This is a genomic window from Macrococcus sp. GL_134 (assembly GCF_057834705.1).
In genome coordinates, this window is sequence record NZ_CM174409.1 from 539,423 (window position 1) to 554,409 (window position 14,987).

Genomic DNA, 14,987 nt, shown 5'->3' on the forward strand with positions numbered 1-14,987 from the left:
ACAGTGATTAAACTGTCAGCAGATCATTGTTATTTATTTGTTTCTGTTGGGTTCATAACGTCATCAATCAAGCCGTATTCTTTTGCTTCTTCAGCACTTAAGAAATTATCACGGTCCGTATCTTTTTCGATTTTTTCGATAGGCTGACCCGTGCGTTCTGATAAAATACGATTTAATTTCTCACGAGTTTTCAAAATATGACGGGCAGCGATTTCAATTTCAGTAGCTTGTCCTTGAGCACCACCTAATGGCTGGTGAATCATGACTTCAGCGTTCGGCAGTGCAAAGCGTTTGCCTTTTGCGCCGGCTGCCAAAAGGAATGAACCCATTGAAGCTGCCATCCCGATACAAATCGTTTGGACGTCTGGTTTGATATGCTGCATCGTATCATAGATTGCCATACCGGCTGTCACGCTGCCGCCTGGTGAGTTGATGTATAAGTAGATGTCTTTTTCAGCATCTTGCGCCTGCAGGAACAGCAATTGAGAAACGATTGAATTCGCAACGTTATCGTCAATTTGTGAACCAAGCATAATAATGCGGTCTTTTAGTAAGCGGGAGTAGATGTCATAAGCACGTTCTCCTCGGTTTGTTGTTTCAATGACTGTTGGGATTAAATTCATTTGTAAATCCTCCTTGATAATAGGTTTAGCTATAATATACTATGGAAGGTCAAAAATAGTCAAAAGATAAACTTCAGCTTTCAAAAATTATTTTTCTATAGGTATCTACCCTTTATTCATACGAATTAAAGATGACAAAAGTTTATTACATAGCATAAATTGTATTATTGCATATTTATCTTTTTTAAAAGTATCGTTATAATAGAATTTATCATGCCCTCGTGGTGTAATGGATAACACATAAGATTCCGGTTCTTAAAATGGGGGTTCGATCCCCTCCGAGGGCGTAACTAAAGGTCTGCAGTGATGTAGGCTTTTTTCTTTTGTTTTTGGGTATAGTTAAAAAAAACAGAGGAGTTGACGTGATGATGAATGTAGAACGTTTGGAATTTGTGATTCTTTATGAGCTGAAAAATGGGACGGTGCTCGCTGACTTCTTTGGCTGGATTGATGTCAATGTGTTAGAAGGTACTTTAAGTGCGATGAAAGAGCAGGGGTTTTTATCCGGCGAAATAGTTGATGAAGATGTTGTTGTGTTGAAAAACATTGAAATTACAGAAGCTGGACGTCTGAAGCTCGAAACGATGCTGCACGATAATGAGTTCGAGGCAGATTATATTGACAATTATAATAATAAGCAATTAAAGGACTGGGTTTATGAGCAGTAATAATCAGCCGCTTGAACTAATCATGTATACACAGCCTCACTGCAGTCTGTGTGATGACGCCAAAATTCAACTTGAAGCTGCAAGGGAAGAAATTCCTTTTACTTACCGTGAAATTGATATCAATCAGGATGACGAATTGATGGAACGATGGCAGATCAGGGTCCCGGTTATTACATATCAAGATGTCATCATTCAAGAAGGAATCATCGATTTTGTAACTGTTGTTGAAGAACTGAATAATTTGATTAAAGACTGAAGTTATTTTCTTGCATTAATTGTCTGCTCTTGTTATGATGAATTTGTAGCGAGAGTACTTTTTTGTCCCATGCGGGTCGATTTGTGTCACGGTAGGGTCACTCTTTGTTGCAAGGAGGACGTCAATGGATAATATTCTTGCAGTACAACAGCGACTGATTCCTGATTTAATCGAAAAAATGTATCGGCGATTTAATATTTTGTCTACTATATATCAGCTTCAGCCTATAGGGAGGCGGGCCTTAAGTGAGCAACTTAATCTTACGGAACGCGTACTGCGGACTGAAGTGAATATATTAAAGGACGGATATTTAATTGAGATTCATTCAAAAGGTATGACGGTCACTTCAGATGGTGAAGATGTTCTTGAACAGCTATCACATTACTTGAAGAGCTACGGTAATTTAAGTGCCATTGGTCGACAGCTTAAAGAGATGTATCGACTTAAGAAAGTCATGGTGGTCAAAGGTAATGCAGATGATGACAGCACAGCTGCTGATAAGCTTGGCAGTGAAGCGAGTCGTTGTCTGCAGGAGATACTGGTACCTGGTATGGTCGTCACTGTTACTGGTGGATCAACAATGGCCAGTGTTTCTAAGCATCTGACACCGATGCCATTTGAGGTGAAGTTTACACCTGCTCGTGGCGGACTCGGGGAGCACCTGCAGCAGCAGGCTAACAGCATTGTTGCGAGCATGGCGGCTAAAACTGACGGAACTTATGAAGTGCTGTATGTTCCGGACTTAGTCAGCGATTCAACCTATCACAGTCTGCTCAAGGAACCTGCAGTGAGTAAAGTTCTGCAGCAGGTGAAATCAGCGGAAGTAGTGATACACGGGATTGGAGATGCCATGAAGATGGCTGAACGCCGGTCAACATCACCTGACATTAAAAAACTGCTGATGGATAAACAGGCGGTCGGTGAAGCTTTTGGTTATTATTTCGATAAATCGGGTAATATCATTCATAAGGTGCGAACAATCGGCCTGCAGCTCGAAGATCTTCCAGCGAAACAGCATATTGTTGCTGTTGCGGGCGGCAGGAGTAAAGCTGAGGCGATAGAGGCTTATTTGAGAATCGCACCTGAACAGACTATCTTAATTACAGACGAAGCAGTAGCAAGTTATTTATTAAAGGTTAAAAGCCTTTAAAAATATTAATAGAAATAAAGGAGGCCATTATTCATGGCAGTTAAAGTAGCAATTAATGGATTTGGACGTATCGGACGTTTAGCATTCAGAAGATTACAAGAGGTTGAAGGAATTGAAGTTGTAGCAGTAAACGACTTAACAGATGACGAAATGTTAGCTCACTTACTTAAATATGATACAACTCAAGGTCGTTTCAAAGAAGAAGTACGTGTCGTTGACGGTGGTTTCCTTGTTAACGGACGCGAAATCAAATCATTTTCTAATCCAAAACCTGAAGAACTTCCATGGGGAGATCTTGACATCGATGTAGTGTTAGAATGTACTGGATTCTTCACAGACAAAGAAAAAGCACAGGCTCATATTAAAGCAGGCGCTAAAAAAGTATTGATTTCTGCTCCAGCGACAGGCGACTTGAAAACAGTAGTTTACAACGTTAACCATGATGTTCTTGACGGTACAGAAGAAATCGTATCAGGTGCTTCATGTACAACTAACTGCTTAGCGCCAATGGCTAAAACATTACATGACAAATTCGGCATCATCGAAGGCTTAATGATGACAGTTCACGCATTCACAGGCGATCAGAACACATTGGATGCACCACATCCAAAAGGTGACTTCCGTCGTGCGCGTGCAGCAGCTAACAACATCGTTCCTAACTCAACAGGTGCAGCTAAAGCAATCGGTTTAGTTATTCCTGAACTTAAAGGTAAACTAGATGGTTCAGCACAGCGTGTACCAGTACCAACTGGTTCTATCACTGAGTTAACAACAATCCTTGAAAAAGAAGTAACAGTTGAAGAAATTAACCAGGCGATGAAAGAAGCAACTAACGAATCATTCGGTTACACTGAAGATGAGATTGTTTCTTCTGATGTTATCGGTATCACTTACGGTTCATTGTTTGATGCAACTCAAACTCGTGTCATGACAGTTGGAGAACACCAAATGGTTAAAACTGTAGCTTGGTATGATAATGAAATGAGTTACACTGCACAATTAGTGCGTACATTAGAATACTTAGCAAAGCAAGCTCAAGCTAAATAATATTTGCTTAATTGAGTAAGCGGGAGAAGATACGCTTCTCCCGTTTATTTTTATGATCACTATCTAAACTGGAGGCATACAAAATGGCTAAGAAGATTGTTTCAGATCTACAACTCAAAGACAAAAAAGTTCTTGTACGTGCAGATTTTAACGTTCCGATGAAGGATGGAGAAATTACTAACGATAATCGTATCGTTGAAGCTGTTCCGACAATTAAATATATTGTGGAACAAGGTGGTATTCCGATTATCTTCTCTCATTTAGGAAAAGTCAAAACAGAAGAAGATAAAAAGAATTTATCGTTACGACCTGTAGCAGTTCGCTTAGCTGAATTATTAGGAACAGAAGTCGGCTTTGCAACTGAAACTCGCGGTGAGAATTTAGAAGCAGCAGTAAGCAACTTAAAACCTGGTGATGTGTTCTTAGTGGAAAACACACGGTTTGAAGACGTAGATGGCAAAAAAGAAAGCGGCAATGATCCAGAACTTGGCAAGTACTGGGCGTCACTTGGTGATGTGTTCGTCAATGATGCATTTGGGACAGCCCATCGTGCCCACGCATCAAATGTAGGTATTGCGTCTCATCTTGAAACAGCAGCCGGCTTTCTGATGGAAAAAGAAATTAAATTCATCGGCGGCGTTGTAGAAAATCCTGAGCGCCCGTTTGTAGCAATTTTGGGCGGCGCAAAAGTTTCAGATAAAATCGGTGTCATTGAAAACTTGCTTAAAATCGCTGATAAAGTATTGATCGGCGGCGGTATGGCCTATACATTCCTGAAAGCTCAAGGTAAAGAAATCGGGAAATCACTTCTTGAAGAAGATAAGATTGATCTCGCTAAAGATTTACTTGAACGCGGCGCAGATAAAATTGTACTGCCTGTTGATGGCAAAGTAACGAAAGAATTCTCAAATGACGCAGAAATCACTGAAGTATCCATCGATGATATTCCAGCTGATCAGGAATCTCTAGATATCGGTCCAAACACAATTGAACTGTTCAAACAAGAACTGGATGGTGCTAAAACAGTTGTCTGGAATGGTCCAATGGGTGTATTTGAAATGAGCAACTTTGCTAAAGGGACTATCGGAGTCTGTGAAGCGATTGCTGCATTAGATGATGCAACAACAATTATCGGCGGTGGTGACTCAGCTGCAGCAGCGATGGAGTTAGGATTTGCTGATCAATTTACGCATATCTCAACTGGCGGCGGCGCATCACTTGAGTATCTGGAAGGTAAGGAACTTCCAGGCATCAAAGCTATCTCAGACAAATAATAAGGAGTGTTTACATTGAGAAAACCAATTATCGCAGGAAACTGGAAAATGAATAAAACAGTGGCGGAAGCAAAAGATTTCATCAACAATCTTCCGGCTCTACCGGCTGCTGAAGAAGTAGATACGGTCATCTGTGCACCAGCTATTCAACTTGATGCACTTGTATCAGCCGATGTAGAAAATCTAAATATCGGTGCTCAAAATGCTTATTTTGAGGAAAGCGGCGCTTTTACTGGTGAAACAAGCCCGGCAGCATTGCAGGACCTTGGTGTTAAATATGTTGTTTTAGGACATTCAGAACGTCGTCAATATTTCCACGAAACAGATGAAGATGTCAATAAAAAATCACTTGCTGTTTTCAAATATGGTATGACACCTATTATTTGTGTCGGTGAAACGTTGGAAGAACGTGAATCTAATACTGCTGAGCAAGTTGTCGGCGATCAAGTATCTGCAGCATTAAAAGGATTCTCTGAAGAACAGGTAAAACAAGCGGTAATCGCTTATGAACCTATCTGGGCGATTGGTACAGGTAAATCATCGTCAGTAGAAGACGCAGAGCAAATGTGTCGATTTGTCCGCACAGTTGTCGAAAAAGATTTTTCAACTGATGCTGCACAAGCTGTAAGAATTCAGTACGGTGGTTCAGTGAAACCTGATAATATTAAGGAGTATATGGCACAGGAAGATATCGACGGTGCTCTAGTCGGCGGTGCTTCTTTAGAAGTTGATTCATTCGTTAAATTGTTAGAAGGTGCGAAATAATGAAAAAACCAACAGCTTTAATTATTCTTGATGGCTTTGCGTGCCGGGATGAAGTAAAAGGTAATGCCGTGGCGCAAGCTAACAAGCCCAATTTTGACCGCTACTATAAAGAATACCCTCACAATCAACTGATGGCCTGCGGACTGGATGTTGGATTACCAGAAGGACAGATGGGTAACTCAGAAGTCGGCCATTTGAATATTGGTGCAGGACGAGTCGTCTATCAGAGTTTGACGCGGATCAATAAATCTATCGAAGATGGCGATTTCTTTAAAAACGATGTGCTGCTGAATGCGATGAAACATGTCAAAGAGCATGACAGTGCACTTCATCTTATGGGATTATTGTCTGACGGAGGGGTTCACAGTCATTACAAACATCTGTTTGCACTGCTTAAACTCGCTAAAGATCAAGGGGTCGAAAAAGTTTATGTCCATGCATTTTTAGACGGTCGTGATGTTGGTCAGGAAACAGCACTAGAATTCATTGAGGAAACAGAAGCGCAGTTCAAAAACGTGGGCGTCGGTCAGTTCGCTTCAATATCCGGACGTTATTATGCGATGGACCGTGATAAACGATGGGAACGCGAACAACTCGCTTATGAAGCGATGACTTATGGTAAAGGTAAAGAATTTAAAACAGCTGCAGAAGGCGTAAAAGCTAGTTACGCTGAGGGCGTAACGGATGAATTTGTTGTTCCGTTTGTCGTTAAAGACCATGAGGCAGGTTCAGAGAACACGGGAGTCAATGATGGCGATTCTATGATTTTCTTCAATTTCAGACCTGACCGTGCTGCTCAGTTGTCAGAAATATATACACACGAAGAATTTGTCGGTTTCGAAATGGACCAACGACTGATAGGTATTAACTTCGTTACATTTACTAAATATAGTGATAACGTGAAAGCGGAAGTAGTATTTGAAAAAGAAGATTTAATCAATACAATCGGAGAAGTAGTGGCTGGTCAAGGAATGAAACAGCTGCGAATCGCTGAAACTGAGAAATTCCCTCATGTCACTTATTTCATGAGCGGCGGTCGCAACAATGAGTTTGATGGTGAGCGTCGGGTATTAATCGACTCTCCGAAAGTCGCTACTTACGACTTGAAACCTGAGATGAGTGCCTATGAAGTTAAAGACGCTTTACTCGCTGAATTAGCTAAAGGAGATCTTGATCTGATTCTCCTAAACTTCGCGAACCCGGATATGGTGGGGCACAGCGGTAAATTAGAACCGACAATCAAAGCCATTGAAGCAGTGGATGAGTGTCTGGGAGAAGTGGTTGACCGTATTTTAGAAATGGGCGGCCGTGCTGTTATTACTGCTGACCACGGCAACTCAGACGAAGTAATCACAATGGACGATCAGCCGATGACTGCTCATACGACGAATCCAGTACCCGTTATTTTAACGGATAAGGATGTGACATTGAGAAGCGGCGGTAGATTAGCAGATCTTGCACCAACGCTGCTTGACCTGCTGGATGTCAACAAACCAGAAGAAATGACAGGCGAAACACTGATCGCAAGATCGTAAGTTAAATAGTTGCTATATTCACTACTATCATCAATAATATAAGATGAAAATACATTCAAAGGAGTTTTAACTATGCCAATTATTACAGACGTATATGCTCGCGAAGTCCTTGACTCTCGTGGGAATCCTACAATCGAAGTAGAAGTATTAACAGAAAGCGGTGCATTCGGCCGAGCTTTAGTACCATCTGGTGCTTCTACTGGTGAACATGAAGCGGTTGAATTACGTGATGGAGACAAATCACGTTATTTAGGTAAAGGTGTAGAAAAAGCTGTTGAGAACGTAAATGAAATTATCGCACCAGAAATCATCGAAGGAGAATTCAGTGTTTTAGAGCAGGTATCTATCGACAAAATGCTGATTGCACTGGATGGCACAGAAAACAAAGGTAAACTTGGTGCTAACGCTATTCTTGGTGTCTCTATGGCAGTAGCACGTGCTGCGGCTGACTACCTTGGACAGCCATTGTACAAATACTTAGGCGGCTTCAATGGTACTCAATTACCAGTGCCTATGATGAACATCGTTAACGGTGGCTCTCACTCTGATGCGCCAATCGCATTCCAGGAGTTCATGGTATTACCAGTCGGCGCTAAAAACTTCAAAGAAGCATTGCGCTGGGGCGCTGAAATCTTCCACAACTTAGCGAAGATCTTAAAATCTCGTGGATTAGTAACAGCGGTTGGTGATGAAGGTGGATTTGCACCAACATTTGACGGTACTGAAGATGCTGTTGAAACAATTTTAGAAGCAATCAAAGCAGCTGGGCTTAAGCCTGGAACAGACGTATTCTTAGGTTTTGACTGTGCTTCTTCTGAATTCTACGAAAACGGCGTTTATGATTACGCTAAATTCGAAGGTGAAGGCGGCGCGAGACGTACATCTGCTGAACAGGTTGATTTCCTGGAAGAGTTAGTCAATAAATATCCGATCATCTCTATTGAAGACGGTATGGATGAAAATGACTGGGATGGCTGGAAAGCACTTACTGAACGTTTAGGTGACAGAGTACAGTTAGTCGGCGATGACTTATTCGTTACGAACACTAAAATATTAGCTGAAGGTATCGAAAAAGGAATCGGTAACTCAATTCTGATTAAAGTTAATCAGATCGGTACTTTGACTGAAACATTTGAAGCGATTGAAATGGCTCAAAAAGCAGGCTACACAGCGGTCATCTCACACCGTTCAGGTGAAACAGAAGATACTACCATTGCTGATATCGCTGTTGCAACAAATGCTGGACAAATTAAAACAGGTTCATTATCTAGAACTGATCGTATCGCGAAATATAACCAGTTACTTCGTATTGAAGATGAGTTATACGAAACAGCTAAGTTTGAAGGACTTAAATCTTTTTATAACTTAAAAAAATAGAAATGCTTTAAGGACACGGGACGCCGTGTCCTTTTTTGAATAATGATCAAAGTATAAACATTCCCTTTTACTTCGCTTTGTGATAAAATTGACAAAGTGATTATGAGTAGGAGGGCCAACCATGCATACGTTCTTAATGATTTTATTGGTCATTGTTTGTATCGGATTGATTACAGTCGTTTTATTACAAGAGGGTAAAAGTAATGGTTTATCAGGCGCAATCAGTGGTGGTGCTGAGACGCTGTTCGGTAAACAGAAGACACGTGGTGTCGAACTGGTGCTCCTGCGTACGACAATTGTGTTGTCAGTTTTATTTTTCTTGATTATGCTGGCATTAACTTATTTCGATTTATAAGACAAAGTCCGGTCATGACCGGACTTTTTTATTTTGCTTAGTCATTAAAAACACATACAATAGAAGTAACACATGAAAAGGAGTTATTATCATGAAAATTCGATTTCCTGAACCATTCTTTTTTGAGGAGGGACCTCGTGCAGTACTCTTGCTGCATGGCTTCACCGGCAATTCCTCTGACGTCAGACAATTAGGACGATTTCTGCAGAAGAAAGGGTATACATCTTATGCACCGCATTACGAAGGGCATGGTGTACCACCTGAAGAACTCCTGAAGTCGAGTCCACATATCTGGTGGGTACAGGTTCTCGAAGCATACGATTTTCTTAAAGAACAAGGCTATCATGATATTGCAGTGGCAGGCTTATCACTTGGGGGTGATTTTGCTCTTCGTCTCAGCCAGAACCGTGATGTCAACAGCGTGGCGACAATGTGCTCACCGATGTATATCAAGACGACCGGAAATATGTTTGAGGGAGTTCTTGAGTATGCACGTGAATTTAAGAAGCGTGAAGGTAAGAATGATGAACTGATTGAGCGCGAGATGAGTGCCTTTCATCCGACGGAGCTGCTGGAAGAACTGCAGCAGACGATCATTAAAGTGAGAGAATCTGTAGATAATGTATTCGCGCCCCTTTTCGTTGCACAGGGTAAACTGGATACGATGATCAATCCGGATTCAGCTAATATTATTTACAATGAGGTATCAAGCGACGTCAAGGAGATTCACTGGTATGAGCAGTCCGGCCACGTCATTACTATAGATAAGGAAAAAGAACAGCTCTTTGAAGATTACTATCAATTTCTTGAAGGGCTTGAATGGTCTCACTAACGAAAGGAGAAGACTATGACATTAAACAATGAATTATTAATATTATTTCAGACGAGAAAAAAAGAGGTGCTGTCTATCAGTGATATCGAACAGCTGCTCAATTTATCGACTGCAGATGAGTTTAAAGAGCTTGTTAAAGAGCTGGTAGATTTAGAACAAAAGGGAAAAATCAAACGCACGAAGGAAGACCGCTACATGCTCAATGATTCTGATCTTGTAGAAGGCATTATCAGTCAGAATAAAAAAGGATTTGCATTCGTACGTCCACTGATGGAAGGCATTGAGGATATTTTCATTCCACCGAATGCTATCAATCAGGCCATGGATGGTGACACAGTTGTCGTGAAAGTGTCTAAAGGGCGTGACGGCCGCGAAGAAGGCGTCATCAAGGAAATTAAGGAACGTGCGATTACTCAAGTGGTGGGCACTTATACAGAAGCCAAGCATTTCGGCTTCGTGCTGCCGGACGACAAGCGTATCACTCAGGATATCTTTATTCCGAAGAATCAGAATCTCGGTGCGGTTGAAGGGCATAAAGTCCTTGTTGAACTGACGGCCTATCCGGACGGGACAAGTAATCCTGAAGGACACGTCACAGCGATTCTTGGTCATAAAAACGATCCAGGTGTTGATATTTTATCGATTATTTATCAGCACGGCATCAATATTGATTTTGCACCGGATGCCATTAAAGAAGCAGAACAAGTACCTGACGAAATCAGTCCGTCTGAAATCGAAGGCCGACGTGATCTGCGTGACAAACTGACGATTACGATTGACGGTGCGGATGCAAAAGACCTCGATGATGCCATCAGTATCGAACGTAAAGGTGAAAATTATATTCTGACTGTCAGTATCGCTGACGTCAGTCATTATGTGACAGAAGGATCAGCCCTGGACCGGGAAGCCTATGAACGTGGTACAAGTGTCTACTTAGTGGACCGTGTGATTCCGATGATTCCGCACCGTCTGTCAAATGGTATCTGTTCACTGAATCCGCATGCTGACCGTCTGACCTTAAGCTGTGAGATGGAGATTAATCCGAATGGTCAAGTAGTCCGTCATGAGATATATGATAGTGTCATTTATTCCGACGAACGAATGACGTATACTGACGTCAATGCGATTCTGGATGGTGATAAAGAATTACGCGATAAATATGCACATATCGTACCGATGATTGAAGATGCACAGGAACTGAATACCATTCTAGCGATGATGCGTAAACGCCGCGGTGAAGTAGACTTTGATTTCAAGGAAGCAAAAATTCTGGTCAATGAAGACGGCTTGCCTTATGACGTCGCAATTCGTGAACGCGGCAAGGGTGAGCGTCTGATTGAATCGTTCATGCTGGCGGCGAATGAGACGGTAGCAGAACATTTTCATCAGATGAAAGTACCGTTCATCTACCGTATTCATGAAGAACCGAAAGCAGATAAAATTAAGCGTTTCTTTGAATTCATTGCAAACTTCGGTATTTTAGTGCGCGGTGGTACAGAGAATATTCATCCTAAGACGCTGCAGACTATTGCCAAGGAAATTAAAGGTAAACCTGAAGAGATGGTCATCTCGACATTGATGCTCCGCAGCATGCAGCAGGCGAAATATTCTGAACAGTCGCTCGGACATTTCGGTTTGTCTGCTCAGTATTATACCCATTTCACATCACCTATCCGTCGTTACCCTGACTTGGTTGTCCATCGACTGATTCGTAAGTATTTGATCGAACGTTCTATGGACGAAGCAGCGAAAGACAGATGGGAAGAGGCACTTGTTGAAATCAGTGACCATACATCAAAACGAGAACGACGTGCTGTCGATGCAGAACGTGATACAGATGACCTGAAAAAAGCGGAATACATGCTGCAGCATGTCGGTGAAGAATACGAAGGTATCATCTCATCTGTTGCGAACTTCGGTATGTTTGTAGAGCTTGACAATACAATTGAAGGCATGGTCCATAACACCAATATGACAGATGACTACTATAACTTCGATGAGCGTCAGATGGCACTGATCGGAGAACGGAGCGCTAAAGTTTTCCGCATTGGTGACAAAGTAAAAATCAAAGTCTTAAGTGTTAATGTCGATGAGCGCAAGATTGATTTCAGTATCGTCGGTATGGAGCCAAGACAAGTCGAACGCAAATCGCGCGGGACTGTCATCCGTACGGAGAAAAAACCAGCGAAAGATGATAACCATAAACCGCGTGGCAAAGGCCGAGGAAAAGGTAGAGATAACAATAGAAGTCATTCAAAAAATAATAAACCGTTCTACAAAGCAAAATCGGTGAAAAATGCAGGACGTGCCAAGAAGAAATAGAGGTGAGATAAATGCCGAAAGGTAGTGGCAAAACACTCGCTCAGAACAGAAAAGCGAGTCATGACTATACAATAGAAGAAACGATCGAAGCGGGGATAGAGTTAAAAGGGACAGAGATCAAATCCATCAGACGGGGCAGTGCGAATCTCCGAGATTCATACGCCCGTGTCTACCAGGGTGAGATGTACGTCTATAATATGCATATCGCGCCTTATGAAGAGGGGAACCGCTTCAACCATGATCCACTCAGAACACGCAAACTCCTTCTAAAACGTAAACAGATTGATAAATTGTTTGGAGAAACGCGTGAGCAGGGCTACGCGCTGATTCCGCTCAAACTGTATATCAAGAATGGTTACTGCAAGATGTTATTAGGACTTGCGAAAGGTAAAAAAGATTATGACAAACGACATAGTCTGAAAGCGAAAGAAGCAAAACGTGAGATGGACCGCGCATTAAAAGGGAAATATTAATCAAACGGGTGCAATGTATTTGCACCTGTCTTCACTATTTGTTATATTATATGGTGCTAGTTAAAATAATACTTATAATTCAGGGGGCGTTACGGATTCGACAGGGGTCACTTGGGTTGGTATAGCGTGCCGGAGGGTTGTCTTCGTCATCAACACAACAGTTATAATAACTGGCAAAACAAACAACTTCGCAGTAGCTGCCTAATCGCACTCTGCACCTCTCTCAAGCATCGCCTATGTGCCTGATGTAGAGGTTCAACCTTAAGTAGGATACGCTGTTCACTTCCGCCTGGAGTCTGAACAGAAGAGATCAATCGGGCTAGTTATTAAGTAGATTGTCCATTGTCAGCTTAATAGTGAAACCTTAACAATGCGACTACGCACGTAGAAGTATCAATTGCAGGATCTTTGGACGCGGGTTCGACTCCCGCCGTCTCCATATGTGAACCGCGCTACCGTTGAGTAGCGTGTTTTTTTTATATTGTTATTCGTTTACAGCTATTATTTCAATGGTATATGATTAATGTGACAGGAGGGACGCGTAATGGATAAATGTAATGTAACACCAAAAATTGTTGTCACGTTAAGTGCAGCTAACAATGAATGGGATGAAACCATTCAATGTCTGACTGATAATCTTCAATCTATTGATATCATTGAATACCGAGCAGATTTATGCGGTGAATTAACCCCCGAAGATTACATCAGCCAGTTAAAAATGTTAAAAGAGCAGTTTACTCTTCCATTGATCTTTACTTACCGCTCAAAAGGTCAGGGTGGTAACGGTGACAAAGAACCTAATGCATACTTCGAACTTGTAAATGAAGTTTTGTCAGCTGACGCCATTGATATTATTGATATTGAGCTTCTGTTATATGAAGATTTGATGGATGAATTAATTAACGAAGCACGAAACCACGATGTAGAAGTGTTGATTTCCCATCATGAATTTGAGCATACGCCGGATATTAAAGAATTGAAGGCGAACTATGCCCGCATGCAGAAGCTGGGAGCTGATTACAGCAAACTTGCTGTGATGCCTGAAGATGGTCGTGATGTATTAAAGCTGCTGCTTGCAGTCTATGAAACAAAGCAGGACTGCGATAATCATATCGTCGGTATAGCAATGGGAGAACAAGGGAAACTGAGTCGTCTAGCAGGCGGTGTTTTTGGCTCTAGTCTGACGTATGGCCATATCGGTAAAGAGGCAGCACCAGGGCAGCTGCATGTGAAACAACTTAAGTCTTTGATGGAAATTTATCAATAAAGATTTACATTTTATTGAACCCCTCTTATAATTGATAATAGTTATCAATTATAAGAGGGGTTTTTCTGTGGAATTACAAAAAGCGATTGTTGAACGAAGAAGCTGTAAGACATATAATCATCATACAACGGCAGATGACTCAATTATTAAAGAGATGATACAGCTGGCAAGTTATGCACCTAACCATGGCATGCGTGAACCGTGGCGTGTCATCTGGATTAAGAAAAATCGGCTTGCTGAATTTGCAGCGTTGTTCGCCGATCATGCATTTAAGAACGATCCTGACAAGAAAGAGAAGCATATTGAAACGCTTAGTCAGTTAAGTGGTGTACTCATTGTTGTCGGTAAATATGACCGAAGACAGAAACAGTTTCTTGAAGATGTACTGGCTGTTGGTGCTTATATTCAGAACCTCTCCTTATTATTCCATGAATCAGGAATAGGCAGCTGTATTAAAACACCTGGTGTATTGACAGTGCCGGGCTTTAATAATGCTCTCAGCATATCAGCGGATGAAATGATTTATAGTTTAATCTATTTGACAGATGCGGATGGCTCAGCACCAATCAAAGAACGTAAAAATACAGAACTCCTGACTGAATGGTGACCCCATCTACAAAAAAACTCCCGATTAACATCGGGAGTTTTTTTATTTGCGAATATTTTCCTGTAGAAATGCTTTAACCGCTTCAGGTGTTTTCGTATTGGCAGAATGTAAGTGTGCTGTTTTTTTGCCGTTTTCAAATATTAATAAGCTCGGTATACCCATGACATCATTTTCTGTGGCAGCTTCAGGAACTTGGTCTCGATTGATTTTATACCATGTAATGTCATGATATTCATCAACAATCGGGTCAATCCAGTTGTCCATCTTTGCACAATCGGGACACCAATCTGCAAAAAACTTAACAATCATCTGCTCGTCCTGGTTAATAATTTCCTTAAATTCTGCATACTGACTTATTGTTCTCATAGTAATGCTCCTCTACATAGTTTATTATATTATATACCATTTTTGCTGAATGATTAAACGGACTGCTTTA

At 41.4% G+C, this 14,987-nt stretch carries 16 protein-coding genes, 1 tRNA gene and 1 other RNA gene; 16 read left to right on the top strand and 2 right to left on the bottom strand.

The genetic code is table 11. From position 1 onward, the window contains the following. Positions 1-29 precede the first annotated feature (29 nt). Positions 30-623: an ATP-dependent Clp endopeptidase proteolytic subunit ClpP gene (gene clpP / locus AC3IPL_RS02875; protein WP_489241621.1), complete on the bottom strand. Its 594-nt coding sequence runs from the start codon at positions 621-623 to the stop codon at positions 30-32. A gap of 215 nt (positions 624-838) precedes the next feature. Here clpP and AC3IPL_RS02880 point away from each other — a divergent pair. The 16 genes from AC3IPL_RS02880 (at position 839) to AC3IPL_RS02955 (ending at position 14,551) form a co-directional block, all read left to right on the top strand. Further along, positions 839-910 (top strand) — tRNA-Arg (locus AC3IPL_RS02880). Positions 911-988: 78 nt separating this feature from the next. Then, complete coding sequence (locus AC3IPL_RS02885; protein ID WP_489241622.1) at positions 989-1,291, top strand: hypothetical protein; 303 nt, start codon at positions 989-991, stop codon at positions 1,289-1,291. Then, positions 1,281-1,547 carry a glutaredoxin family protein gene (locus tag AC3IPL_RS02890; RefSeq protein WP_489241623.1) on the top strand — a complete coding sequence of 89 codons (267 nt, stop codon included), beginning with the start codon at positions 1,281-1,283 and terminating at the stop codon, positions 1,545-1,547. Before AC3IPL_RS02885 ends, AC3IPL_RS02890 begins: the two co-directional genes overlap by 11 nt. Before the next feature lie 124 nt (positions 1,548-1,671). After that, on the top strand, positions 1,672-2,697 hold the full coding sequence (locus AC3IPL_RS02895) for a sugar-binding transcriptional regulator (protein WP_489241624.1): 1,026 nt from the start codon (positions 1,672-1,674) through the stop codon (positions 2,695-2,697). Between the two features lie 33 nt (positions 2,698-2,730). Further along, a complete protein-coding gene (gene gap, locus AC3IPL_RS02900) occupies positions 2,731-3,744 on the top strand; it encodes a type I glyceraldehyde-3-phosphate dehydrogenase (RefSeq protein ID WP_489241625.1) in 1,014 nt (337 codons plus the stop codon). A gap of 83 nt (positions 3,745-3,827) precedes the next feature. Further along, positions 3,828-5,018: a phosphoglycerate kinase gene (locus AC3IPL_RS02905; protein WP_489241626.1), complete on the top strand. Its 1,191-nt coding sequence runs from the start codon at positions 3,828-3,830 to the stop codon at positions 5,016-5,018. Between the two features lie 15 nt (positions 5,019-5,033). Continuing rightward, positions 5,034-5,783: a triose-phosphate isomerase gene (gene tpiA / locus AC3IPL_RS02910; protein WP_489241627.1), complete on the top strand. Its 750-nt coding sequence runs from the start codon at positions 5,034-5,036 to the stop codon at positions 5,781-5,783. Further along, the gene (gpmI, locus tag AC3IPL_RS02915) at positions 5,780-7,318 is read left to right on the top strand and encodes a 2,3-bisphosphoglycerate-independent phosphoglycerate mutase (protein ID WP_489242242.1); all 1,539 of its coding nucleotides are present in this window, start codon (positions 5,780-5,782) and stop codon (positions 7,316-7,318) included. Before tpiA ends, gpmI begins: the two co-directional genes overlap by 4 nt. 72 nt (positions 7,319-7,390) lie before the next feature. After that, positions 7,391-8,695, top strand: a complete 1,305-nt coding sequence (gene eno, locus AC3IPL_RS02920) for a surface-displayed alpha-enolase (RefSeq protein WP_489241628.1) — start codon at positions 7,391-7,393, stop codon at positions 8,693-8,695. A 121-nt stretch (positions 8,696-8,816) separates the two neighbouring features. Then, a complete protein-coding gene (gene secG, locus AC3IPL_RS02925) occupies positions 8,817-9,050 on the top strand; it encodes a preprotein translocase subunit SecG (protein WP_489241629.1) in 234 nt (77 codons plus the stop codon). A gap of 91 nt (positions 9,051-9,141) precedes the next feature. Next, on the top strand, positions 9,142-9,882 hold the full coding sequence (locus tag AC3IPL_RS02930; protein WP_489241630.1) for an alpha/beta hydrolase: 741 nt from the start codon (positions 9,142-9,144) through the stop codon (positions 9,880-9,882). 15 nt (positions 9,883-9,897) lie between these two features. Next, the gene (gene rnr, locus AC3IPL_RS02935; RefSeq protein WP_489241631.1) at positions 9,898-12,204 is read left to right on the top strand and encodes a ribonuclease R; all 2,307 of its coding nucleotides are present in this window, start codon (positions 9,898-9,900) and stop codon (positions 12,202-12,204) included. 11 nt (positions 12,205-12,215) lie between these two features. Further along, complete coding sequence (gene smpB / locus AC3IPL_RS02940; protein WP_489241633.1) at positions 12,216-12,677, top strand: SsrA-binding protein SmpB; 462 nt, start codon at positions 12,216-12,218, stop codon at positions 12,675-12,677. Positions 12,678-12,759: 82 nt separating this feature from the next. After that, positions 12,760-13,119, top strand: a transfer-messenger RNA (tmRNA) gene (ssrA, locus tag AC3IPL_RS02945). Between the two features lie 102 nt (positions 13,120-13,221). Further along, positions 13,222-13,944: a type I 3-dehydroquinate dehydratase gene (gene aroD, locus AC3IPL_RS02950; RefSeq protein WP_489241634.1), complete on the top strand. Its 723-nt coding sequence runs from the start codon at positions 13,222-13,224 to the stop codon at positions 13,942-13,944. 67 nt (positions 13,945-14,011) lie between these two features. Continuing rightward, positions 14,012-14,551, top strand: coding sequence for a nitroreductase family protein (locus tag AC3IPL_RS02955; RefSeq protein WP_489241636.1), 540 nt, complete (start codon positions 14,012-14,014; stop codon positions 14,549-14,551). Between the two features lie 42 nt (positions 14,552-14,593). Here the strand turns inward: AC3IPL_RS02955 and AC3IPL_RS02960 are convergent, their stop codons facing one another. After that, positions 14,594-14,917 (bottom strand): thioredoxin family protein, encoded by a 324-nt coding sequence (locus AC3IPL_RS02960; protein WP_489241637.1) that lies wholly within the window; start codon positions 14,915-14,917, stop codon positions 14,594-14,596. Positions 14,918-14,987: the final 70 nt, after the last annotated feature.